This window comes from Streptomyces anulatus, from assembly GCF_014650675.1.
GTDB classification, from domain to species: Bacteria; Actinomycetota; Actinomycetes; order Streptomycetales; family Streptomycetaceae; genus Streptomyces; species Streptomyces anulatus.
Map to the genome: position 1 here is coordinate 511,768 of NZ_BMVK01000003.1, position 21,209 is coordinate 532,976.

The following is a 21,209-nucleotide window of genomic DNA, read 5'->3' on the forward strand; positions in this document are numbered from 1 at the left end:
GTGACATACCGCTTGGTATGTGCGCAGAATCAGCGGAACCTTACTGCCGCGTAGCGCCTACCGGGAGGACGCCGTGCTGAGCACCATGCAGGACGTACCGCTGACTGTCACCCGCATCCTGCACCACGGGATGACGATTCATGGGAAGTCGCAGGTCACGACCTGGACCGGCGAACCCGAGCCGCACCGCGTCACCTTCGCCGAGATCGGCGCGCGCGCCACCCGGCTGGCCAACGCGCTCCGCGACGAGCTGGGCGTCGACGGCGACCAGAGGGTCGCGACGCTCATGTGGAACAACTCCGTCCACGTCGAGGCGTACCTCGCCATTCCCTCCATGGGCGCCGTGCTCCACACCCTCAACCTCCGGCTGCCGCCCGAGCAGCTCGCCTGGATCGTCAACCACGCGGACGACAAGGTGGTGATCGTCAACGGCTCGCTGCTGCCGCTCCTCGTGCCGCTGCTGCCCCACCTGCCGAGCATCGAGCACGTGGTCGTGTCCGGCCCCGGCGACCGCTCCGCCCTCGCCGGTGTCACGCCGCGCGTGCACGAGTACGAGGAACTGATCGCGGGCCGCCCCACCACGTACGACTGGCCGGAGCTGGACGAACGCCAGGCCGCGGCCATGTGCTACACCTCCGGGACCACGGGTGACCCCAAGGGTGTCGTCTACTCGCACCGCTCGATCTACCTGCACTCGATGCAGGTCAACATGACCGAGTCGATGGGGCTGACCGACAAGGACACCACGCTCGTCGTCGTGCCCCAGTTCCACGTGAACGCCTGGGGGCTGCCGCACGCCACGTTCATGAGCGGCGTCAACATGCTCATGCCTGACCGCTTCCTGCAGCCCGCCCCGCTCGCCGACATGATCGAGAGCGAGCGCCCGACGCACGCGGCGGCCGTTCCCACCATCTGGCAGGGCCTGCTCGCCGAGGTCACCGCCAACCCGCGCGACCTCTCCTCCATGGCCAACGTGACCATCGGCGGCGCGGCCTGTCCGCCCTCGCTGATGGAGGCGTACGACAAGCTCGGCGTCCGTCTCTGCCACGCCTGGGGCATGACGGAGACCTCGCCGCTCGGCACCATGGCCCACCCGCCCGCCGGCCTGAGCACCGACGAGGAGTGGCCGTACCGGGTCACCCAGGGCCGCTTCCCCGCCGGGGTCGAGGCGCGGCTGGTCGGCCCCGGCGGCGAGCACCTTCCGTGGGACGGCGAGTCGGCCGGTGAGCTGGAGGTCCGGGGCCCCTGGATCGCTTCCGCCTACTACGGCGGGGCCGACGGCGAGCATCTGCGCCCCGAGGACAAGTTCAGCGAGGACGGCTGGCTGAAGACCGGCGATGTCGGCGTGATCAGCACCGACGGCTACCTCACCCTCACCGACCGGGCCAAGGACGTCATCAAGTCGGGCGGCGAGTGGATCTCCAGCGTGGAGCTGGAGAACGCGCTGATGGCCCACCCGGACGTCGCGGAGGCGGCCGTCGTCGCCGTGCCGGACGAGAAGTGGGGCGAGCGGCCGCTGGCGACCGTCGTCCTCAAGGAGGGCGCCGCCGGAACCGACTACGAGGCGCTGAAGGAGTTCCTCGCCGAGTCGGGCATCGCCAAGTGGCAGCTGCCGGAGCGCTGGTCGGTGATCGCCGCCGTGCCGAAGACGAGCGTCGGCAAGTTCGACAAGAAGGTGATCCGCAAGCAGTACGCGGAAGGCGAGCTGGACGTCACCCAGCTCTGACGTATCCCAGCTCTGACGTCACTCAGCTCTGAGGCTTCGGGCCCTGCTCCGGTTTCACGTGAAACAGGGCGGGGGCGGTACGGGAAACCCGTACCGCCCCCGCCCTGTTCGGCTCTCCGCAAGCCCCTAGTTGGTGCCGATCTTCGCCAGCAGGTCGACGATCCGCGACTGGACCTCGTCGCTGGTCGACCGTTCCGCAAGGAAGAGGACGGTTTCGCCCGAGGCGAGCAGCGGCAGATCGGCGTGGTCCATCCCGGCCGAGGTGTAGACGACCAGCGGGGTGCGGTTCAGCTGCCCGTTGGCCCGCAGCCAGTCGATGATCCCGGCGCGCCGGCGGCGTACCTGCATCAGGTCCATCACCACGAGGTTCGGCCGCATCCGGCCCGCCAGATCGACGGCCTCGCTGTCCGTCCCGGCGCGCGCCACCTGCATCCCGCGCCGCTCCAGGGTCTGCGTCAGCGCCACCGCGATCTCCTCGTGCTCCTCGATCAGGAGCACCCGCGAGGGATGCTGTTCGCTGTCGCGCGGGGCCAGCGCCTTGAGCAGGACGGCCGGGTCGGCGCCGTACGCCGCTTCCCGGGTCGCCTGCCCCAGACCGGCGGTGACCAGCACCGGGACCTCGGCCGCGACGGCCGCCTGACGCAGCGACTGCAACGCGGTACGGGTGATGGGACCGGTCAGCGGGTCGACGAAGAGCGCGGCGGGGAACGCGGCGATCTGGGCGTCGACCTCCTCGCGGGAGTTCACGATCACCGGACGGTAGCCCCGGTCGCTGAGCGCCTGCTGGGTCGGCACGTCGGGCGCGGGCCAGACCAGCAGCCGACGCGGGTTGTCCAGCGGCTCGGGCGGCAGCTCGTCGTCGACCGGGTGCGGGTGCGGCCGGTTGGCGACCTCGACCGCGCCCCCGGGCCCGTCCAGCGGCTCGGGACCCTCCGCCCCCTCGTCGGGCGCCCCTATGGCGTACGCGCGCCCCTCCGCGACGGGCGGCGCGAGCAGCTGCCCCTCGCCGTAGGCGGCGCCGGGCCCGCCCTGTGCCGGCTGACCCGGCCGGCCGGACTCCTGAGTCTGAGCCTGGTCCGGGCCCTGGTCCTGGGGATGGGGGTGGGGCGGGTTCTGCTGCGTCCCCGGCACGGAAGCGGGCGCGGGAGTGCCCGGCCGGTCCTGCTGGGGCGGGGCCTGCCGGCCGCCGGCGGTCCGGGCCGGGGCGCGGTCGCCCTCCGGCGGGGCGGCGAGCTTGCGGCGCCGGCCGGCCCCGCCGAGGCTCTGATGCGGCTGGTTCTGCTGGTGCGCGAGGTGCTGGGCGAACGGCACGCCCTGGCCCAGCGTTCGCACGCTGAAGGCCCTCCCCTGCGTCGAGTCGGGGTTGCTGCCGTCCGGCATCGGCTCCTCGGCGGGCAGCGGCTGCCGCCGCGCGTCCGGGGCCGGGACGCCCGCGTCACCGTCGGCCGGGTGCGCCACCGGATCGGCGACGGCCGCCACGCCGGTGGTGTGGGCGGTCCGCCCGGTGCCGGTGTGCGTGCTCTCTCCGGTGCCGGAGTGGGCGTTCTGGCCCGTGCCGCCCCACGACGCGAGGTCCGGCGCCGGGCCGGGAGCCTCCGGTACGCCGCCGTCGTGCGGGCCGGGAGCGTGGGCCGCTTCGGGTGCGACCGGGAAGCCCTGCCCGGAGGTTCCGTCCGTCTGCGGGCCGCTGTGCGCCGGGGCGACGGGGTGCGCCTGCGGAGGCGTGTGCCCGGCGTCCGGTGCGGTACGCGCGTGGTGCGTGCTCGCCCCGTCGCCGGGGGTCCCCGGGGCGTCGGGGGCGATCGGCGTCCGGTCCGCGTCGGCGGGCGGCAGGGCGAAGGCGGTCCGCGGTCCGGCCTCGGCCGCGGTGCGCTCCTGGGCGGCGGCCAGCGCGCGCCGGGCACGCCGCCCTCCGGGCTGCTGGGACTGGTCCGGGCCGGAGTGACCCCCGACGCCTTCAGCGCCGCTGTTGCCGCTGTTGCCGCTGTTTCCGGAGGCGAGGGCGGGGAGGGCCGGCTGGTCCTCCCGACGGGCCCGCCGTCCGGTGGGCGGAACGGGCTGTTGCGGGTCCACCGGGACGCCCTGCGGCGGCACGGTCTGCCCGAGCTGCGGGCGACCGCCGCCCTGGGCGTTCTCGGCCGCGGTGACGACCGACCCCTCCGAAGGGGCGGCGGGCGCCGGGGACGGGGCGGAGGTCAGGGCCAGCGCCCCCCGCTGCGACGGCTGAGGCTGCTCCCGCACCGCGTCGGCTGCCGGAACCGTGCCCGGGGCCGCCTCGGCCGGGCTGGGACGCCCGCGCCGACGCCCGGAACCCTCGCCCTGCTGGGCCGGGATCAGCTCGGGGGCCTGCTGCTCCTCGGGCGCGGCCGGTCCACGGCGCGCCCGCCGCCGCCCGGTCGGCTCGGCGACGGGCCGGTCGTCGGCGACGGGAGCAGCGGCCTCGGCCGTGCCGTCACCCGCGCTCTCCGGCGTACCGACCGGGCTGTCCAGGAACGTGTCGGTGGAGGACCTGCGCGCCCGCCGCCGGCCGCCGCTGGTGACGCCCGGTGCTCCGAGGCCCTCGGGCGAGGAGGACGCGACGGGAGCAGGTTCCGGCGGCAGGGCGTTGCCGTCCGTCTCCGGCGGGGCGATCGTGCCGGACGCGGTGCCGATGGGCAGGTCGAGGACGTACGCGCTGCCGCTCATGCCCGGCATCTCGTGCGTCTGGAGGACCCCGCCGTGCGCCTGCACGATGCCGCGCACGATCGGCTCGTGCACCGGGTCGCCCCCGGCGAACGGCCCCCGCACCTCGATCCGTACGACGTCACCGCGCTGGGCGGCGGCCACGACCACGGTGGAGTCGACGTAGCCGCCGCCGGGCACCGCCCGGGTCTTGCCGGTCGAATCGACCCCGCAGACGTCCGCGACGAGGTGGGCGATGGCGGTCGCGAGCCGGGGCGCGTCGACCTCGGCCTCGATCGGCGGGGCGTGCACGGCGAACTGGGCGCGCCCGGGGCCGATCAGCTCGACCGCCCCGTCGATACCGCCCGTGACGATGCCGTCCACCATCGCCGGGGCCTTGTGCAGCCCCTCCACCCCCGCGTCCAGGCGCTGGTACCCCAGCACGTTGTCGACGAGCGTGGTCATCCGGGCGTACCCGGCGGCGAGGTGGTGCAGGATCTGGTTGGCCTCGGGCCACAGCTGCCCGGCCGGGTCGGAGGCGAGCGTGGTCAGCTCGCCGCGCAGCTCCTCCAGGGGCCCGCGCAGCGAACCCCCGAGGACGGCGGTGAGCTGGGAGTGCTGGGCGCCCAGGGAGGCGAGCAGCTCGGCCTGCCCCTCGATCTCGGCGGCGTACCGCTCGGTCCGGTCGGCGAGCTCGGCGGCGTGCGCCTCCTTCAGCGCCTCCAGTTCGGCGGCGTGCGCCTCCTTGAGCGCGGTGACCTCGGCGGAGTGGCTCGTGGTCAGCTCGGCGACGACGCTCGTGTGCTGCGTCGACAACTCCTCGTACGGCCGGCGGTCGGTGAACGTCATCACCGCGCCGACGAGCTGGTCCCCGTCCCGTACCGGCGCGGTCGTGAGGTCCACCGGCACCTGCGCGCCGCTCTTGGACCACAGCACCTGCCCGCGCACCCTGTGCTTGCGCCCGGACTTGAGGGTGTCGGCGAGCGGGGAGTCCTCGTACGGGAACGGCTCGCCCTCCGCCCGCGAGTGCAGGATCAGCGGATGCAGCTCCTGGCCGCCGAGGTCGCTGGCCCGGAAGCCGAGGATCTGCGCGGCGGCGGGGTTCACGAGGACGACGCGCCCGTCGGTGTCCGTGCCGACGACGCCCTCGGAGGCGGCCCGCAGGATCATCTCGGTCTGCCGCTGCGAACGGGCCAGCTCCGCCTCGGTGTCGACGGTGCCGGAGAGGTCCCGCACCACGAGCATGAGCAGCTCGTCACCGGTGTAGCTGGAGTGGATGTCGTTGTACGCGGCCTGCCCGCTGTCGAGGCTCGCGCTGGTGACCTCGACGGGGTACTCGTTGCCGTCGGTGCGCCGCGCGGTCATCCGCGTCGGCTTGGTCCTGCCCTGCTCGTCCGCAGCCTCGGGCCTGCGCATCGACCCCGGGATCAGCTTGGAGTCGAACTCCGGCAGCAGATCGAGCAGTCCGCGACCGACGAGCGCGGTGCCCGGGGTCTCGAACATTTCGAGGGCGATGGCGTTGGCGTTGACGACCGTGCCGTTGCAATTGACGAGCAGAAGCCCGTCAGGAAGGGCATCGAGTATGGCTGCGAGGCGAGCAGTGCCTCGGGATGGCCTGCTGCTCACGACGACGCTTCCTCCCTGATTACCGCACCTTGCCGACAGCGGGCCCCATCTTGCCCCTCGGGCCGCAGACTGTCACTGGAGGAGTCTAAGGGCAGGGGAGGCTCCGGGGGCGGCGGATGAGGGGGAGCTCTCACCAAGGTTCTGTGCGCGCCGTGTACGCCACGGGCCTATGACGTGAGCGTCCGCGCACCCCGTGACGTGCGCGGACGCGCGGCGCGGCCCCACCGCTCAGGGCGCGCCCGGCCCGGGAGCCGGCTGCGACAGGCACGGGAGGGCGAACGCTTTTACGCCATCACCGACGGACTATCGGACATCCGGAAGCACCGGCACGAGGCTGTTCCAGCGCGCGATCTCGCATCCGTCGCGGCGGCTCGCGGTGGTGTCCACGGCCCGGCCCTCCCAGGTGCCCACGATGCGCGCGGTGGCGTCGCCGCCGTGGATCATCGTGCACATCGTGCCCTCGGGAGTCGGCCGGAACAGCTCCTGCCGCCCGGCCCTGGTGGCGCCGGCCTCCGCCAGCCGGTCACAGGCGGCCTGCCCCTGCGGGTGGCTGCCCCCGGTGGGCCCGCACTCCAGCTCGAAGGTGCCGTCGGCGCCCGCGACCCCGGTGTTCTCGACGGACACGGTGAGCCGCGTCAGCACCTCGTTCGCCTCGCCCGTGCCCTTCCCCTCCCCGCCGTCCAGGAATCCGGGCAGCGGCGGCAACGGCAGCGGGAGCGGCCCGAGGGAGGGCCGGGCGGCGGCGAACGGGCCGGTGGTGGGGACGGCGGAGGGCACGGGCCCGGAAGACGTGGAACCGGAGGCCGTCGAGGCCGGCACGGCGGTGGCGAGCGCGGCGAGCGAGACGACGGCGGTGAGGGCGAGACGGCGCAGCATGCGGAAGCTCCAGGATCTCTGCAGCGGGGTCGGCCACGGGCGGCGGTCACGGGTGATCACCGAACCGCCCGGGCGCCACGGCTGACGGACGACTGACGGGCGACGACGACTGACGGAGACCGGAGCCCCCACCCCTCTCTAACGCGCACCACGCCCGGACGTTGCGGCACCACGCCGAACTGCTTTGCCCTGGCACCCGGAGGCCTAGTAACGTTGCCCGCGATTGGTGGCACGACGCTCGACTGTGTCATCATCTGCACGCACCACTCGCGTCCGCGCGAGGTGTGTGGAGGAGGCGTCGCCTAGTCCGGTCTATGGCGCCGCACTGCTAATGCGGTTTGGGTCTTAAAGCCCATCGAGGGTTCAAATCCCTCCGCCTCCGCTCCATCCCGAAGCCCCGTGCCCCTGGCACGGGGCTTCGGTCGTTCCGGGGCGCGCGAGGGCGCGGAGGGTCGCCGGGGCCGGTTCGGGCGGGTTCGAGACCGGTTCGGGAGGGTGGCCGAGATGCGTCTGGGGAGGCCGTTTCCGCAGGTCGGCAGCGGTGCGACTAATGGATTTCGCGTCACGGCGCAGGTCATGTAATGTTGTTCTCGCAACGCCGACCGGGGAGAAAAAAGCCCGGAACGCCAAGCACTCGTAGCTTAACGGATAGAGCATCTGACTACGGATCAGAAGGTTGCAGGTTCGAATCCTGCCGAGTGCACAGCAGGCCAGAGGCCCCCAGGAGAAATCCTGGGGGCCTCTCGCGTTGCCCGTACAGCAGCGAAGTACAGCAACCGTGTCAGCCGGTACCGCCCATCGCGTCGGACAGCTTGCCGATCGCGGCGCGTACCTCTTCCTCGCTGGCCTCGGCGTAGACCTCCATCGTCATGGCGATCTGTGAGTGCCGAAGGATTCGCTGAGCGATCTTCGGGTGCACTTTGAGCGCGACCAGGAGCGAACTGCATGTGTGCCGCGTGTTCCGCAGCGGGATGACCCGGAGGCCGGCGCGGCGGGCCCGGAGTGCGAACATCCGGGTGAGGTTCCCCGGCTCGATCGGAGTGCCGTACTTGGTGGTGAACACCAGGCCGTGCGCGTCCTGCCAGAGTTCGCCCGCGGCCGTCCGGTCGCCGACCTGCTGAGCCCGGCGCATCCGTAGGGCTTTCAGGCAGAGGGACGGCAGGGGCAGGAAGTCGTCAGAGTCCTCGGTCTTGGTCTCGCGGTGGAGGATCTGCCTGCCAGCCCGCTGGATCTGGTGGTCCACGTACAGTTCGCCAGCCTCGAAGTCGATGGACTTCCACGTAAGCCCCAGAACCTCCCCGCGCCTCAGGCCGAGCGTCAGCACAAGAACCCAGGCTGCAAAGAGGTGGTCATCGCGAGCAGCAGCGTCCGCGAGGAACTGGCCGGCCTCAGCAACAGACCACGGCTTGATCCGGCGTCGACGAGGCTTCGGCACCTTCACGAGCGAGGCGACGTTCTTACCGATCTCCTCCTCTGTGACCGCATGCGTCAGGGCAGCCCGCAGAGCGTCGCGGGATGCCTGGATCACCCGGCGGGACGGGTACGACTCGCAGCAGTCTCCGACCGCGCAGCACTTCCGTCGAGCAGCCGCCCTCTTCTCGTCCTTCCCCTGGGCGCAGCACTGACAGACGGTGCCCAGCTTGGTCAGCCACTCGCGCACATCCCGGACGGTGAGCTTGTCGAGCCGCTTGGAGCCGAGGTGAGGGGTGATGTAGAGCCTGACGTACCCCTCGTACGAGACGTAGGACAGCGGGGCGAGGTTGGGCTTCACGATCGAGTCGAGCCAGTACGCCAGGAAGGCGTCGAGGGTGCGGTGCCGGGTGGCCACGGGCCCCTTCTTCGCTTCCGCGTGGAGGGTCAGCCACTTGTCGTGGACCTCTTCGCGGGTCTTGCCGTACGCGTACTTCCTAGCGCGCTTCCCGTCCGGCTTGGTCACCCAGACGTAGGCCGCGAAGCCGTTCTTGTACGGGTAGATGGAGCCCTCTCCGTTGCCGCGCTTGCCGGTCATGCCGCCCACCCTTCGGTGTCGGCGGAGACGCGCTGGATGTACTCGTCCACCCAGGCCGGGAGGATGCGGCGGTTGCGGCCGACTTTCACGGAGCGGATCTCCCCGGTGAGCACGAGCATTTTCGTCTTGGAGAGCCCGAAGCCGAGCATCTCGGCGACCTCGGTGGTGGAGTGCCACTTGCGCTCGATCACGGTGGTGGTCATGCAACTGTCCCTTCCAGAGCGTCATACCGGGCTTCGCGGGCGGTCTCGCGGTTGGTTTGGAGGTCACGGGCGATGGTGGCGGCAAGGGCCCCTTCGCCGGGGGTGTGCCCGTGGCCGACGTACTGCCAGTCGGTCAGGACGAGGACGGTGTCTGGTTCGCGGTCGGCGAGGCCGAGAGCAGGCGCTTCCTGGGCGGCGCGGTAGTCGGCGCGTTCCTGACGGAGGGCGCCGAGGGTGGTGGAGTAGGTGCGGGACTTGGACGAGAAGTGGCCGCGGAAGCCGAGCATGTGGGCCCAGGCCCAGAGGCGCCGGTCCGGATAGAGGCTGTCGAGCTCACGGCATGCGGTGATGAGACGACGGGTGTGATCGGGAACGCGGTGGCGTTCGAGTTCGGCGAGTTCCCCGATGCGGCGGTCCAGGGTGCCGGTGTTCTCGGCGGCTTTGGTGGCGTACTTGGCCACGTACGAGGCGACGGCCTGTTCGGTGACGTCTGAACCGTCGCCGAAGGCCTTGACCGGGCGGACGTCGAGCTGTCGGCCCCACCGGAAGGTCCGGGGCGGCTGTCCACCGGCAGCCGGGACGGAGACCGACGTGTACGAGTGCGCGGCTGCGGTGCGTATAGCGTCGGTGAGGAGGTCGACCGTGGCCCAAGAGGGCGGCGGAGTACAAGGCCCTTCCGGGCCGTCGAGACGTACGACGGCGTGGAAGTGGAGGGCTCCGCGCTTCTGGAATTCGGCGACCTTGCCGAAGGAGACGCGGAGGTGGTCGCCCAGCTCACGGCGTGGGATTCCTGCGTGGATGGCGAGTTCGCGGCGGAGTCGGGTGGTGAAGCGCTGCCAGAGCTCCCCGGCGTGGTTGTTGAAGAGCACGGCGCCCGCGTAGTCGTAGGTCTCCGGATCAAGGGCGGAGCCCAGGTCCCCGGAGTCCAAGGCGTGCGCGGTGCCGCACCGGCAGCTGCCCCGGTCGGGGCGGTTGTGGACGGGGCCGAACGAGGGTGCGGTGAGGGTGGCGAAGACGCGCGGGTGTTTGCGGACGGCGGCGGTGATGTCTCGGCGGTCGTCTCCGGCGAGGCCGGCGCGGATCAGGTGGTAGGTGTCGCCCGCGTAGGTCCAGGCGCAGGAGGGGCAGCGGGAGGCGCGACGGTTGCCGCAGGCGATACGGAGGCGCCCGCCCGGCTCGTACGCGGTCGAGTAGCGGTGCAGGGTCTCGCCGGTGGTCTTGTCCTTATGAGTTACCCAGCCGCTCAGATGGACAGGGTCGGCACAGCCGCCGGTGCGGCGGATCTGGTCCTCCCAGCGCGTGTAGTCGGAAGCCGAGGCCACGCGGAGGACATCCCCGAGGACGGTCGGGTCGAGCTGTGGGGCGGGCATGGGCCGCTTCTGTTTCGAGGGTGAGGGCCGGTGCGCCATGCTGGGGGTTCCTTCCGGTTGCAAGATCGATCGGTGGGCACGGCTCCCGGGCGGCGGATGCTTGGCGGTATCGAGGCCGCCCGGGGGCCGGTCAGCGGCGTTTGGCGTCGGACGCGATCAGGGAGCGCAGGACGACCGCGCAGACCGCGACCGAGGCACTGGTGACGGCGACCGCCAGGAGCAGCGAGACCAGGACGGTGCCGACGACCAGGACGACGGCGGTACCGGCGCCGACGAGCGCGACCGCGGTGCCGGGGGTGAGCTGGACGACCGGACGGGACGGCTCAGGGGCGGCGGCGGGTGCCGGGGCAGGCGTGCCGGGCGTGATGGTGGTCGGCTGGACGACGGCGGGCGGGGTGACCAGGCCCGAGGGCTGCGGCATGGTCGGGATCTTGGGCTGGAACATGGGTGGTTCTCCTCTCCCGGGCGCGGGTTACTTGACGGCGGTGTCGATGACGGACGCGAAGAGGCTGTCGGCGAGGAGGTAGCCGCCGAGGAGGAGCACGCAGATCAGCCACACCGGCGGACGGAAGAGCTTGATGCCGAGGTAGCCGACGACCAGCAGGGCGATCCAGAGGGGGACGTCCATGGACGCTGTCTCCTAACGGACGGTGCAGCGGTGGGTACGGGCGGCGAGTTGGGCGGCGGTCCGGCTGGAGTAGTCGGCGGACCAGCCGCAGCGGTCGGCAGTGCAGACGGCGGCGTGGACGGTGCGGCCGGTGCGGTCGCGGTGGGTGCCGATCTGCACGGGGCCGATTCGCATCACGGAGTGGAAGCTGTCGCGGGCGGGCATACCGGTCAGTCCCTGTCGGTCGTCGGGTCGGTGTACTGGGCGCGGATGCTGCGGGCGGTGGCCGGGTCGTCGACGCGCCGTGCGGCTTCCTCGGCGAGCAGGTGGGCGAGGAAGGGGCGTCCTGTTGCGGCCATCTCACGCGCTCCGTCGAGGTAGTCGGCCACGGTCAGGTCGGCGGGATTGTGGGTCATCTCAGTTCTCCTTCGCGGTCAGCTGAGGCGGGCAGCGATGGCATCGGCGAGGTGGGGCGGAACGCCGAGGCGGGAGCGGAGGGTGTCGGTGTCGATCGGTGATCCGGTACGGGTGCGGTACTCGTCGGCGACCTTGCGGGCGTGGTCGATCAGCACGGCGGGGACGGGCGTATCCGGGGACGGGGCCGGCGGCGAGGACAGGGCCTTTGTCGCAGGGGGTTCATCGGCCTGGGATGGGATCGGGGCAGCGTCAGGCACACGCGTCGGCCCGACGTCCTTTGTCTCCGTGACGGCGGCTGGCGAAGCTGGCTCCGGCTTCCCCGACGAGTGGGCTAGGAGAGTGCCGCCGAGGAAGGCGAGTGCGGGCCATCCGGCGATGCCGAGCCGGAGCGGGGCCGGCGGGTCGGCCAGGTCGAGGAATCCGGCGGTGGCGACGTTGGCGCCGAGGGACGCGAACAGGGCGATCAGGAACCAGCACCAGGCCAACCGAGACGGACCCTCACTGCGCAGCCGACGCCAGGAGGCGACAAGGAGCAGGTCGACGCTGACCGGGTAGGCCCATGCCTTCCAGCCGTCCTGTCCGGCCGCGGCGGCGAGGTCGTGCAGGTGGGCGAAGGACAGAGCTCCGGCGATGACCGCCTGGATCAACACCGCGTCGATCCGGAGACCGTGCCGGGCGCTCATCAGGAGTCCTCAGCGGGGTCGGAGTCGTCCGGGAACGTGCCCGGCGGCGGCTCCGGCAGCGACACGGCGAGGGACGGGCTGACGACGTCCACGAAGTCGAGGTCGGCGCCGGCCATGTCGGCGTACAGAGCGAGTTGGCCGAGCAGAAGCACTGTCCGGGCGAAGTCCTCGCAGTCGGGGCACATGGCGGTTCTCCCTTCTCTGGGCATGGCAGTGGTAGGGACTCGGCGCGAAGACGGTCACGCCTACCGGGTGGGGGGAGAGATCAGGCGGTGGCCGGAGCGGCCTTCGCCGATGGCACGAGCTCGGTGGCGGTGCCGGTGGTGGGCCGGAAAGGGGCCAGCTCGGGCAGGTCCGGGGTCCTGTCGGCGTACCGGTTGCAGAGGTTCACGGCCTGGCGGAGCGAGGTGTGCGGAGCGCGGATGCGGTGCCAGCCGCCGGACGCGTCTCCCGCGATGGCGAGGCCTCGCAGTTCGGCGGGAATCTGGATGGCGGCGAGGACCGCGTCCGGGGCGATGTCGCCGAAGGCCATGTTGGCGGAGGTCTCGTCGTTGAGACGGTGGGCGGTGCGGCCGGTGAGTTGGGCGCGGAGCATGGTGATGCCCTTGCCGAGTTCGGAGCCGAAGCGCTGTCCGCAGATTTCGAGGTAGATACCGGCGGCGCGGCCGAGCTGTGCGAGACGGACCAGGGCGGTGATGATGCGGTCTCGCCGCCTCTCCTCCTCCTTCGTTGCGTACAGGGCGAGTTCGGCCACCTCGTCGACCAGGACGACGACCGGGGTCGGGCGGAGCTCATCAGGAAGGTCCCAGATGTCGGCGGCGATCTCCGCGTCCGGCACATCGACGGTGATGCGCTGCTGGGTACGGATGAGGCGGTAGACGTCCGCCATCCGCGCTACGAGTGCATCGAGGAGTTCGGCAGCGGTGTCCGGGCTGTCGGCCAGTGCTGAGAACCGGCGTGCCAGCGGGAAGAGTTCGACCCCTTGTTTGCAGTCGATGCCGACGAGGGCAACGTCCAGAGGAGCAAGGCCGGCGACCAGGTTGCGTTGGTAGACCGACTTGCCGGACTCCGTGGCGCCGAGGGTGAGGGCGTGAGGTATCGCGCGGTAGTCGCGGTAGTGCACCGACCCGTCCTCCCGAAGGGCGACCGGTACCCGCATCGCCCGGGTCTCCGTCTCTGCAGGCATCTGCACCCGCTTGAGCACGTCGTATCCGGTCATCCGCACCTCGACGACACCGGACCGCACCTCACGCGAGGTCACGCCGAACATCGAGAACGAGTGCCGAAGCCGGTCCGAGGCCGCGGCGATGTCGAAGACGTCCTGACCGGGACGGAGCTTGAGTCGGAGGACCAGGCCGGTGCGAGTCGGCCGCAGTCGCCGGATACGCGGTGGGCGGGGCTCAGGTATCGGCCGGTTGGTGGCCCGAGCCAGGGATAACCGCCACCGCGCCGGCGGAACGGTCAACCCGCACGCGTCCATGACCGAGCGGTATCGGACCAAGACCCGCAGCGCGGCCAGGGTGACCCCGAAGGCCAACCAGTACCAGGCGGGCCGCCGCCACCGCAGGAGACCCGCAGCGGCGACGACCAGCACCAGAGCGACCTTGAAGGCGGTCATGATCAGGCCGCCTTCGACCCTGCGGCGGCGACGTCGGCGAGCGAGGTGACCGCGACCGCGCGGAACGCGATGCCGTGCCGCCGCTGGCCGTTGAAGTCGTTCTCCCACGGACGGGCGACCAGGCCGGTGAGCGCGACCGGCGTACCCATGGCCAGCTCACCGGTGATCCCGGGCTCCGGAACGGTGACGGACAGGATCTCCACCTCCTCGTTCGCCGCGAACATCACGTCCACGGTCATGAGCTGAGCACCGGTCTCCATGTCGGTGGCGATCTCACCGGTGCGGCGGTCACGGACCTTGACCTGCGGAATCTTGGCGACCATCACGACAGCGCTGGAGGTGTCGACGGGAATCTGACGCACAGCAGATCACTCCTCTATAGATGCTGAACTCCGCCACTCATGTATATGAGTGACATGAAGAAGAGTGCCTGACTCCTGTACATGAGTCAACCCGCCGCGAGGAAGAACTCGCGACGGGTTGAGGGAAGTTGAGCGGACGTCAGTCGTCGGCAGGGATCCGATATTCGAAAACGAACTGGTCAGCGGCCATGAGCGTGTCGCAGACCTCGACCACCCGACCCGCGGTCGTACGGGCCTCACGGATCAGGTGAACCACGGGCGCACCAGGGCTGAGCGCCAGTTCCGAGGCCTCCGACTTCGAGGCCGGGCGCGCTTGCAGCGTCTCGACGAACTCCGCGAACTCATGCCCATGGTCTTCGAGTCGGGCATAGATGCCGCCGCCCCCGGGGTTCTCGGCGAACAGCTCCGGGATCTCCTTCACCACGTCCCAGGGCAGGTACGACGAGGCGGTCTCCACCGGGGTGCCGTTACGGAAGTAGAGGCGCCGACGGGCCAACACCTGCGTACCGGCGGGCACGCCCAGACGCTCGGCGGCATCCTCGGGCGCGTCCATGGGACCGATGTAGAGGACGCTGACTTTCGCGGTGGCGCCGGACTGTGCGGACTCCGCGAGGTAGGCGGCCTGGCCACCTTGCCGGAGCGAGCGCCGGAACCGATCGGAGGAGCGGCGCCGCACGGGGGGCCGATTTCTCACGATCGAGCCCTTGCCATGCCTGGTCTCGACGAGCCCACTCGCCCGTACCTCGACCATGGCCTTGCGGATCGTCCCGCCGGAGACGCCGTAGCGGTCCACCAGCTCGGATTCGCTCGGCACCATGTCGCCGGCCTTGAGGACGCCTGCCCGGATCTGCTGCACGAGGTCATCAGCGATCTGTACATACCGAGGACCGGAACCGGCCCCTCCCGCCGCAGTTCCCATAGTCCTTCCCTGCCTCCTATGCTCCTCTACATGAGTCAACCACAGGAAGCGGCACCCACTCCCCTGCACTCCGTGTCCGTCGCCGGAGTAGTGGTGCGCGAGGACGGCCGCCTCTTGGCGATCCGCCGAGCCGACAACGGCACCTGGGAGCTCCCCGGCGGCATCCTCGAACTCAACGAAACACCCGAGTCCGGCGTTGCCCGCGAGGTCTGGGAGGAGACAGGCATCCACGTCGAGGTGGACCATCTCACCGGCGTCTACAAGAACACGACCCGAGGCATCGTCGCTCTAGTCTTCCGCTGCAAGCCCTCTGGCGGCACGGAGCGCACATCAAGCGAGTCGACAGCCGTCTCCTGGCTCACACCCGACGAGGTCAGCGAGCGCATGGCCGAGGTCTACGCGGTCCGCCTCCTGGACGCCCTGGACGGCAACGGCCCTCACGTGCGGAGCCACGACGGCAAGCAGCTCATCACAGCGGGATAAGACTTTCTCTACTTCATCAAGGCCCGCGCACGGCGCGGGCGCGCGCCGCCTCTGCGGCGCGGCCTGCCTCCTGTCTCCGCCCCGGCTGGCCGCGCCCGGCGGCGCGCTCGGCGGCTGCGGGCATGAAGTGGGGAGACACTCTCTGTGGCAGGGGCGGTCGGCTCCACGGCTTTAGGCAGCCACTTTGGGGCGAGCCTCTAAGATCATGGCCCCAACGTCGTGCTTTAACGGGCAGGTCCACAGACTGCCCGACTCGCTGGAAGCTTAAGGGGCCATGATCACTCGCCCCAAAGCAGCTCCAGCCCAAAGCCGCTCCACCGACCTCGGTAACTAGTTGGCTGAATTCTTATTGCGACTTGGGCTTGCTCCGGTAGCGAAGTTAGGTTCACAGAAGCATCGAACCGGCGTAGCCATATCGCTCCGATTCAACAACTCTGAATCGTAGGAAATATGCCTATCCTGGTACGCCAACCCATCCTTCCGCGAAAGAGAGGCCGTCTCTGGCTTAACGTTGGCTCGGCGCGCATCAAAGATGAACAAGAATCCACGCCTATCGTAAGTTCCAGCCCTAGACCTGAGCAGGTCTAGGTACTCAGCCAACTGACGCAACCCGCTTCGGGCCCTCGCTTCTGTCCATTCCTTAGTTTGCCTCGGCTGAGGAGTCAATGCACCACTACGCCCAAGCCATTTGATCTCGATGAGGGCAATACGATTCGAGTTTTCCCACGTCACCTGAATGTCGATAGGATTCGCATCGTCGACGTTGGTCTCCTGAGTGATATCTGGATTACCATGACGCAAACCGCTTTTGAGGTGCTGATACAAACTAGCCCTCATTCGACTTTCCGGGCCGGGCTTCCACATGACGCGACCTTCTTCGCGCCAGAGGTCACCAATTATTTGACACTCACTCGATCTGGCAAGCTTTACTGAATACTCCTGAAGACATTGAGCCAGGTCCTCAAATCTGGATATTCCAAAAAGTCGCGCAAAGCCCACCGAAGGTGGAACTTCGCCAGGTGACCCATCTACCCAGAATTTCTCACCCTGACTCGGCTCGTAATGGTAGACAACGCACCTACTGTCGAAGCCGTCCGGTTCGTACTTCTCTTTCCAGACGAAATATGATCCATCATCGCGAACTTCGACTGTCAGAACCCCGTCGTTATGTAGGGCCAACATACTCGGATCAGATACTCTGTGGGCCGCTGCATAATCAAGGTGTGAATCTTGGCCAACAACGTAGAAGACAGTGAGAGCCACGTTGATGGACTCATAGTCCACACAACGATGAATCTCCTTGAGCCGAGGCAAAAATTCACGGAGTGCTGTAGTGCCTTGTTTTCCCATGGCATCGGCCGCCACCGTTACGTAGTGGTTCCGCGCCATCTCCGTGAGCCGATCAAGCCGATCCACGGTCCCCCCTCCAACTAACCTTCTGTGCCGGCCGACTGTTCCAACAGAAAACTCAGCCACACCACGGCTGGAACCATGTAATCCGGCACGGGGTTACCTAGGGCCTTCTCTAGGGCGCCGAACTGTGCATATACCTGAACTAGCCCAGAATCCTCAAGAAGATCACGAGAAACGTTGAGCTTCGTCACGCGTGAAAGGTGAGGTTCCAGACTCACCCCCTCTTGGACAGTCGCAATGGGCATTGCCGTAGAGGCACCTGTTGCTCCATCCAAGTATGGAATCCGATCTGAGAAGCGACTGAGGTCTGACCAAAGCGCCAACTCGCGCTTACCAGCCTCGGCGATTCGGCACGTATCTCCATCCGATGAAATCAGCCCCTTCCCAGCGAGAAAATCAATAGCATTGATTACATCAACACTAAAGAGTTTGGCCGATGGTGTCGATAGGAAGCTGTAGCCCCACTTCGATACTGGTCGCTTGTCGTACAGCCCCAAAAGACATGCCAGGTAAACGAAAACCTGAATCTCTAGGGCGGAGATTAGTCTTTCTTCATTGGATACACGACTGATGACAAACAAAGCATCAAAGGATGCTTCCGGTGTTGCATCCTTCACAGCAGCATCCCATCCAAGCTCACCTGGATATCTTCGTAGGACTTGTCGAAGAGATTCTCTGACTGTGCCTGCACTTCGCTGAGCACAGACCAGTTCGTCATTCGTTCAACGTGCATGAGATCTCGACGGCAGACATTCGCCAACTCCAGCACAAGACGGTTAGAGTTGAGGTTCGCAGTCATAATGATTCGATTGCCACGCGCCACAAACTCGCCGAACATCTCTCCAGCGCGGGCCTCGTACGCAATATCCAGCGAGCCCTCTGGTGTATCAATGAGAAGACTGGCGGATCCGCCCGGACCGATCATGTACTCCGTCAGCGCCATTCGAAGAGCTATGTCGATGAAATAGCGCTGACTCTCAGACAACTGGTTCTGCTCTCGTCTCTTCTGGTTGTTAATAGTCACAACCAATTCGGGACCTCTTGCCTTTTTGTCCAATTCGCAATGCAAATCAAGGCCGAGGAAAGCCCGAGCAAGAGTCTGGAAACGAGGAAGGAAGTCGATCTCCGCCTCGGCATAGCGCTCCGCAAGCTCCTGCTTGACCGGCTCTATCAGCGCATAGAACTCATCTCGTTTGCGCCTAAAGTCATCACGCCGATCGATCGCATTCAGGCGCTCAGCCTCGAGCTGCTGTACGACTTTCGAGACTCCCGAGCGAGAGGATTGATCTAGCAGCCATTCCGAATGAATTTTCTCAAAGTCCTGAAGCTTTTTCGAAACGTCACTTAGATCTTGACGGGCTTCTTCAAGCTCTCGCGTAGCACGGTCTAGGGCCTTCTGTGCGTTCAAAAGTTGATCGTTGCTGCCTTGCAGCTGAACATCCAGCTCCCGCAGAATACTGAAATCATCCGATTCACCTGAATCAGAACTAGGTGTTCGACAGAGGGGGCAGACGCCTTGATCGATGAGTCCAGCGACTTCGTCAACTGAAGCCACGTCCTCAGTGCCGCAGACACCGCAGTGCCGCTCATGAAGTAGCCGTAGAATGACGGAGCTCTCAGCTGCACCAGCATGATTTGCGGAACGGTCAGAAAAGGCTCGATTGTATTCGATCGTCAGAGCATGGTGCTCGGCTGCCGCAATGCCGACCTGCAGGCGTTGGTCCTTTTCTTGAGCAATCTTTTCTTCAACTCGGGCAGCAGCCTCGTCGCGTTCCGCGCTCAGTCCCCTATGTTCCCCTTCCAGATCAGTGTCAACGTCAACTTCACCTCCAGCTCGGGTAAGAAGGTCCCGAATTTGTGACCTTGCTGATGTGGCCTGGTACTGCGCGTTCCTGGCTTGTGATTCCAAACGATCAGCCTTGCGCTGCCAATCCCCGACTTTGTCCGCACGAGCCGTGTCCATCCCGAAAACGAGGAACAGGGCGAATCGCGCCACCTCAGGATCCCAGAAAAGAAGGTGCCTGCGTTCATCAAAGGTAACGAGAAAGTGCTGCAAATAGACGAGTTGCTCAAACTGGGCGAGTCCCGTGTGCTTCAGGATGTGAGATACATACTCCTCGTGCATTTCCTGGCCAGCCACGGAGTCCTCAAGCCCGGCCTCCCGCTGGACGTTGACGTCAGGCCCAGTGATTGAAAGAGATCTGAGCTCTGTCGGATAGAACATCCCGCGAGTAACTACATAGGAGTACTCACCGAGACTGAACTCGACAGTTACTTCGGCAATTTCTCGATCGTCGTCCGTTACACGCCCCGTAAAATAGTCGAGGGCATACGTTTTCGACTTTTTAAAGTACTCAGGCAGAGAGAGCACCTTCACATCTGGCTGCGCCACAGCTCCGGTGATGGAATAGTTCAAGATAGCCAAGAAGGTGGACTTCCCAAGTCCGTTCGCTCCAGCCAAACAGAAGACTCGCTTGTCGAACGAAACGACGTTCTCCGAGCGATTCCTGTACAAGGAGAAATGGGAAATCGTCATGCGCTTGACCAGCGGTAGACGCACTCGCTCAGTGCCTTGGCCCACGACGTTCACCTTCGCTAGAGTGACTAACCGTCAGGGAGGTGATCGTAACTGGTGAGCCCCTCGCGCGCTAGGATGCCGCTGCATCAAGTGCTGCCGGGCCCCTGCCCCGCAGGTCAACCGGGCCGGCTGAGCTGGGCGCGATGCCCGCTAGAGCCTGCGTAGAGCGCCCCATCGTCGAAGCTCCACTGTGATAGGATCTCGCGGATTATCGCGGTAAGCCGCTGCATAGCCTCCGGCACATCTTTGCCTGCGCAGGGGAATCGAGTCCGCGTAGACAATAAGGAGCGGCAGTGACTAAACCCAGCGGCGAAGCGCTGATCAGTCACTACCGGGCACTACAAAAGCCCTGGCAAGTGACGCAGCAAGAAGCACAGTACGGGAAGCTAGTGATTCCTACGGGAAATTCGCAGCTCCCATTTCATCGATGGTTTCATTTGAAGGAAGCCTACTCCTCGCGACTTCTTGCGCAACTTTTCACGGATGCCGACTATTGCGGTGGAGAACGCTTTTCTGTTTTCGATCCGTTTTCAGGGAGCGGCACTACGGCGCTAAGCGCTCTGGACCTGGCCACTACCACCGGCGCGTCCGTATCTTTTGCAGGAATCGAGCGAAACCCATTCATTTGGGAACTATCGCAGGCCAAGCTCCAAGGACGCGTGTACGGCTGGAGCCTTACGCCGGAATTCGAATCCGCACTTGATGAGGTAGCTCGACACTTTCGCGCACCAGGGGCAGGTAAGTGTGAAGTGCCACAGCAGTCAACGCTGCAAAATAATGAGTACTTTCCAAAAGAAAACGTAGAAGATCTTATTGCGATTCGCAGCGCAATCGATTCAGTAGTCGAGGGCCCTATTCGTACCATTCTTCGCGCTGCCCTAGCATCCAGCGTCGAATCCTGTGGACGTCTGCGGAGGGACGGTCGGGCTCTACGCTATGAGCCATCGCGACGTCCTCGCCCCGCTTGGGAAGTATTCTCCGAGCGCGCAGCAATTATCCTGCAAGACCTGTCCATTACGGAGCCCACGAACTCAATCGCAAACATTTCTCTGGGAGATGGGCGAGGTAGGTACACTGCTAGCGAGGGCGGTTCGGAAAAATACGACTGGATTGTTTTTTCGCCTCCGTACCCCAATAATATTGACTACACCGAAGTATACAAGACTGAAGCCTGGATCCTTGGTTGTTACGAGAGCGCCGAGGATATGCGGGCGCAGAGACTCCTAACCGTTCGAAGCCACCCCAGCGTCCGCTTCAATAGGCAGTACGCATTTGAGAACTCTTCAAATGCAGACGCGATCGAAAGAACAATTCGTCCGATCTTGCAAGCGGTACCCGAGGACAGGTATAAGGCGGGCCGGATTGAGCTCATAAGGGGTTACGCCGATGACATGCTTACTACCCTGGAATCTTGTAGGCACGTGATGGCGGAAAACGGTAAACTAGCGTTCGTCGTTGGAAACTCGGCCCACGGTGCGGGGGAAGATTCCTTTGTCATCGCTGCCGATATTCTTATGGGTTCGTTGGCAGAGTTGGTTGGCTGGCGAGTAGCGGACCTCCGTGTCGCAAGGCACCTCAAGCGCCGCACTGGGGACCTTCTACGTGAAAGTGTCGTCATTCTTGAGCCCGTCTAGTGCGAGGGTCCCGCCGCGCCAAAGG

General features: G+C 66.8%; 20 protein-coding genes and 2 tRNA genes. 5 read left to right on the forward strand and 17 right to left on the reverse strand.

Features of this window, described 5'->3' with window-relative positions:
• Positions 1 to 73 precede the first annotated feature (73 nt).
• A complete protein-coding gene (locus IE272_RS10740) occupies positions 74 to 1,726 on the forward strand; it encodes a long-chain fatty acid--CoA ligase (RefSeq protein WP_190006711.1) in 1,653 nt (550 codons plus the stop codon).
• Between the two features lie 126 nt (positions 1,727 to 1,852).
• Here the strand turns inward: IE272_RS10740 and IE272_RS10745 are convergent, their stop codons facing one another.
• Together IE272_RS10745 and IE272_RS10750 are read right to left on the reverse strand one after the other, a co-directional pair.
• A complete protein-coding gene (locus IE272_RS10745; protein ID WP_190006712.1) occupies positions 1,853 to 6,013 on the reverse strand; it encodes a PAS domain-containing protein in 4,161 nt (1,386 codons plus the stop codon).
• A gap of 303 nt (positions 6,014 to 6,316) precedes the next feature.
• Positions 6,317 to 6,889, reverse strand: a complete 573-nt coding sequence (locus tag IE272_RS10750) for an SSI family serine proteinase inhibitor (protein ID WP_056702233.1) — start codon at positions 6,887 to 6,889, stop codon at positions 6,317 to 6,319.
• Positions 6,890 to 7,180: 291 nt separating this feature from the next.
• Between IE272_RS10750 and IE272_RS10755 the strand changes: the two genes are divergently transcribed.
• Together IE272_RS10755 and IE272_RS10760 are read left to right on the forward strand one after the other, a co-directional pair.
• Positions 7,181 to 7,271 (forward strand) — tRNA-Ser (locus IE272_RS10755).
• Positions 7,272 to 7,519: 248 nt separating this feature from the next.
• Positions 7,520 to 7,592: transfer RNA gene (locus IE272_RS10760), tRNA-Arg, on the forward strand.
• A 78-nt stretch (positions 7,593 to 7,670) separates the two neighbouring features.
• Here IE272_RS10760 and IE272_RS10765 read toward each other — a convergent pair.
• From IE272_RS10765 to IE272_RS10820, 12 genes are all read right to left on the reverse strand, one after another.
• On the reverse strand, positions 7,671 to 8,897 hold the full coding sequence (locus IE272_RS10765; RefSeq protein WP_455753370.1) for a site-specific integrase: 1,227 nt from the start codon (positions 8,895 to 8,897) through the stop codon (positions 7,671 to 7,673).
• Entirely contained in the window at positions 8,894 to 9,100 is a 207-nt protein-coding gene (locus IE272_RS10770; RefSeq protein WP_190006714.1) for an excisionase family DNA-binding protein, read from the reverse strand. The genes IE272_RS10765 and IE272_RS10770 overlap by 4 nt, the downstream gene beginning before the upstream one ends.
• Positions 9,097 to 10,509 (reverse strand): replication initiator protein RepSA, encoded by a 1,413-nt coding sequence (repSA, locus tag IE272_RS10775; RefSeq protein WP_308433847.1) that lies wholly within the window; start codon positions 10,507 to 10,509, stop codon positions 9,097 to 9,099. The genes IE272_RS10770 and repSA overlap by 4 nt, the downstream gene beginning before the upstream one ends.
• A 91-nt stretch (positions 10,510 to 10,600) precedes the next feature.
• A complete protein-coding gene (locus tag IE272_RS10780) occupies positions 10,601 to 10,915 on the reverse strand; it encodes a hypothetical protein (protein WP_010060554.1) in 315 nt (104 codons plus the stop codon).
• Between the two features lie 27 nt (positions 10,916 to 10,942).
• Entirely contained in the window at positions 10,943 to 11,098 is a 156-nt protein-coding gene (locus tag IE272_RS10785) for a hypothetical protein (RefSeq protein ID WP_010060553.1), read from the reverse strand.
• Positions 11,099 to 11,110: 12 nt separating this feature from the next.
• On the reverse strand, positions 11,111 to 11,302 hold the full coding sequence (locus IE272_RS10790; RefSeq protein ID WP_107412428.1) for a mobile element transfer protein: 192 nt from the start codon (positions 11,300 to 11,302) through the stop codon (positions 11,111 to 11,113).
• 5 nt (positions 11,303 to 11,307) lie between these two features.
• The gene (locus tag IE272_RS10795; RefSeq protein ID WP_190006716.1) at positions 11,308 to 11,493 is read right to left on the reverse strand and encodes a hypothetical protein; all 186 of its coding nucleotides are present in this window, start codon (positions 11,491 to 11,493) and stop codon (positions 11,308 to 11,310) included.
• 18 nt (positions 11,494 to 11,511) lie between these two features.
• The gene (locus IE272_RS10800) at positions 11,512 to 12,177 is read right to left on the reverse strand and encodes a DUF2637 domain-containing protein (RefSeq protein WP_190006717.1); all 666 of its coding nucleotides are present in this window, start codon (positions 12,175 to 12,177) and stop codon (positions 11,512 to 11,514) included.
• On the reverse strand, positions 12,177 to 12,362 hold the full coding sequence (locus tag IE272_RS10805; RefSeq protein WP_015577979.1) for a hypothetical protein: 186 nt from the start codon (positions 12,360 to 12,362) through the stop codon (positions 12,177 to 12,179). Before IE272_RS10805 ends, IE272_RS10800 begins: the two co-directional genes overlap by 1 nt.
• Before the next feature lie 80 nt (positions 12,363 to 12,442).
• A complete protein-coding gene (locus IE272_RS10810; protein ID WP_190006718.1) occupies positions 12,443 to 13,795 on the reverse strand; it encodes an FtsK/SpoIIIE domain-containing protein in 1,353 nt (450 codons plus the stop codon).
• A 2-nt stretch (positions 13,796 to 13,797) separates the two neighbouring features.
• The gene (locus tag IE272_RS10815) at positions 13,798 to 14,157 is read right to left on the reverse strand and encodes an SCO3933 family regulatory protein (RefSeq protein WP_094211126.1); all 360 of its coding nucleotides are present in this window, start codon (positions 14,155 to 14,157) and stop codon (positions 13,798 to 13,800) included.
• 139 nt (positions 14,158 to 14,296) lie between these two features.
• Positions 14,297 to 15,076, reverse strand: coding sequence for a GntR family transcriptional regulator (locus IE272_RS10820; protein WP_190006719.1), 780 nt, complete (start codon positions 15,074 to 15,076; stop codon positions 14,297 to 14,299).
• Positions 15,077 to 15,094: 18 nt separating this feature from the next.
• Between IE272_RS10820 and IE272_RS10825 the strand changes: the two genes are divergently transcribed.
• On the forward strand, positions 15,095 to 15,559 hold the full coding sequence (locus tag IE272_RS10825; RefSeq protein ID WP_190006720.1) for an NUDIX hydrolase: 465 nt from the start codon (positions 15,095 to 15,097) through the stop codon (positions 15,557 to 15,559).
• Positions 15,560 to 15,889: 330 nt separating this feature from the next.
• Here IE272_RS10825 and IE272_RS10830 read toward each other — a convergent pair whose 3' ends face one another.
• From IE272_RS10830 to IE272_RS10840, 3 genes are read right to left on the reverse strand one after another with little or no spacing between them, the layout of a single operon-like run.
• Complete coding sequence (locus tag IE272_RS10830; RefSeq protein WP_190006721.1) at positions 15,890 to 16,975, reverse strand: hypothetical protein; 1,086 nt, start codon at positions 16,973 to 16,975, stop codon at positions 15,890 to 15,892.
• 14 nt (positions 16,976 to 16,989) lie between these two features.
• Positions 16,990 to 17,589, reverse strand: a complete 600-nt coding sequence (locus tag IE272_RS10835; protein WP_190006722.1) for a hypothetical protein — start codon at positions 17,587 to 17,589, stop codon at positions 16,990 to 16,992.
• Positions 17,586 to 19,553, reverse strand: a complete 1,968-nt coding sequence (locus IE272_RS10840; RefSeq protein ID WP_190006723.1) for an ATP-binding protein — start codon at positions 19,551 to 19,553, stop codon at positions 17,586 to 17,588. The genes IE272_RS10835 and IE272_RS10840 overlap by 4 nt, the downstream gene beginning before the upstream one ends.
• A gap of 290 nt (positions 19,554 to 19,843) precedes the next feature.
• Here IE272_RS10840 and IE272_RS10845 point away from each other — a divergent pair, with 290 nt between their 5' ends.
• Positions 19,844 to 21,184 carry a site-specific DNA-methyltransferase gene (locus IE272_RS10845; protein WP_190006724.1) on the forward strand — a complete coding sequence of 447 codons (1,341 nt, stop codon included), beginning with the start codon at positions 19,844 to 19,846 and terminating at the stop codon, positions 21,182 to 21,184.
• The last annotated feature ends 25 nt before the right edge of the window (positions 21,185 to 21,209 follow it).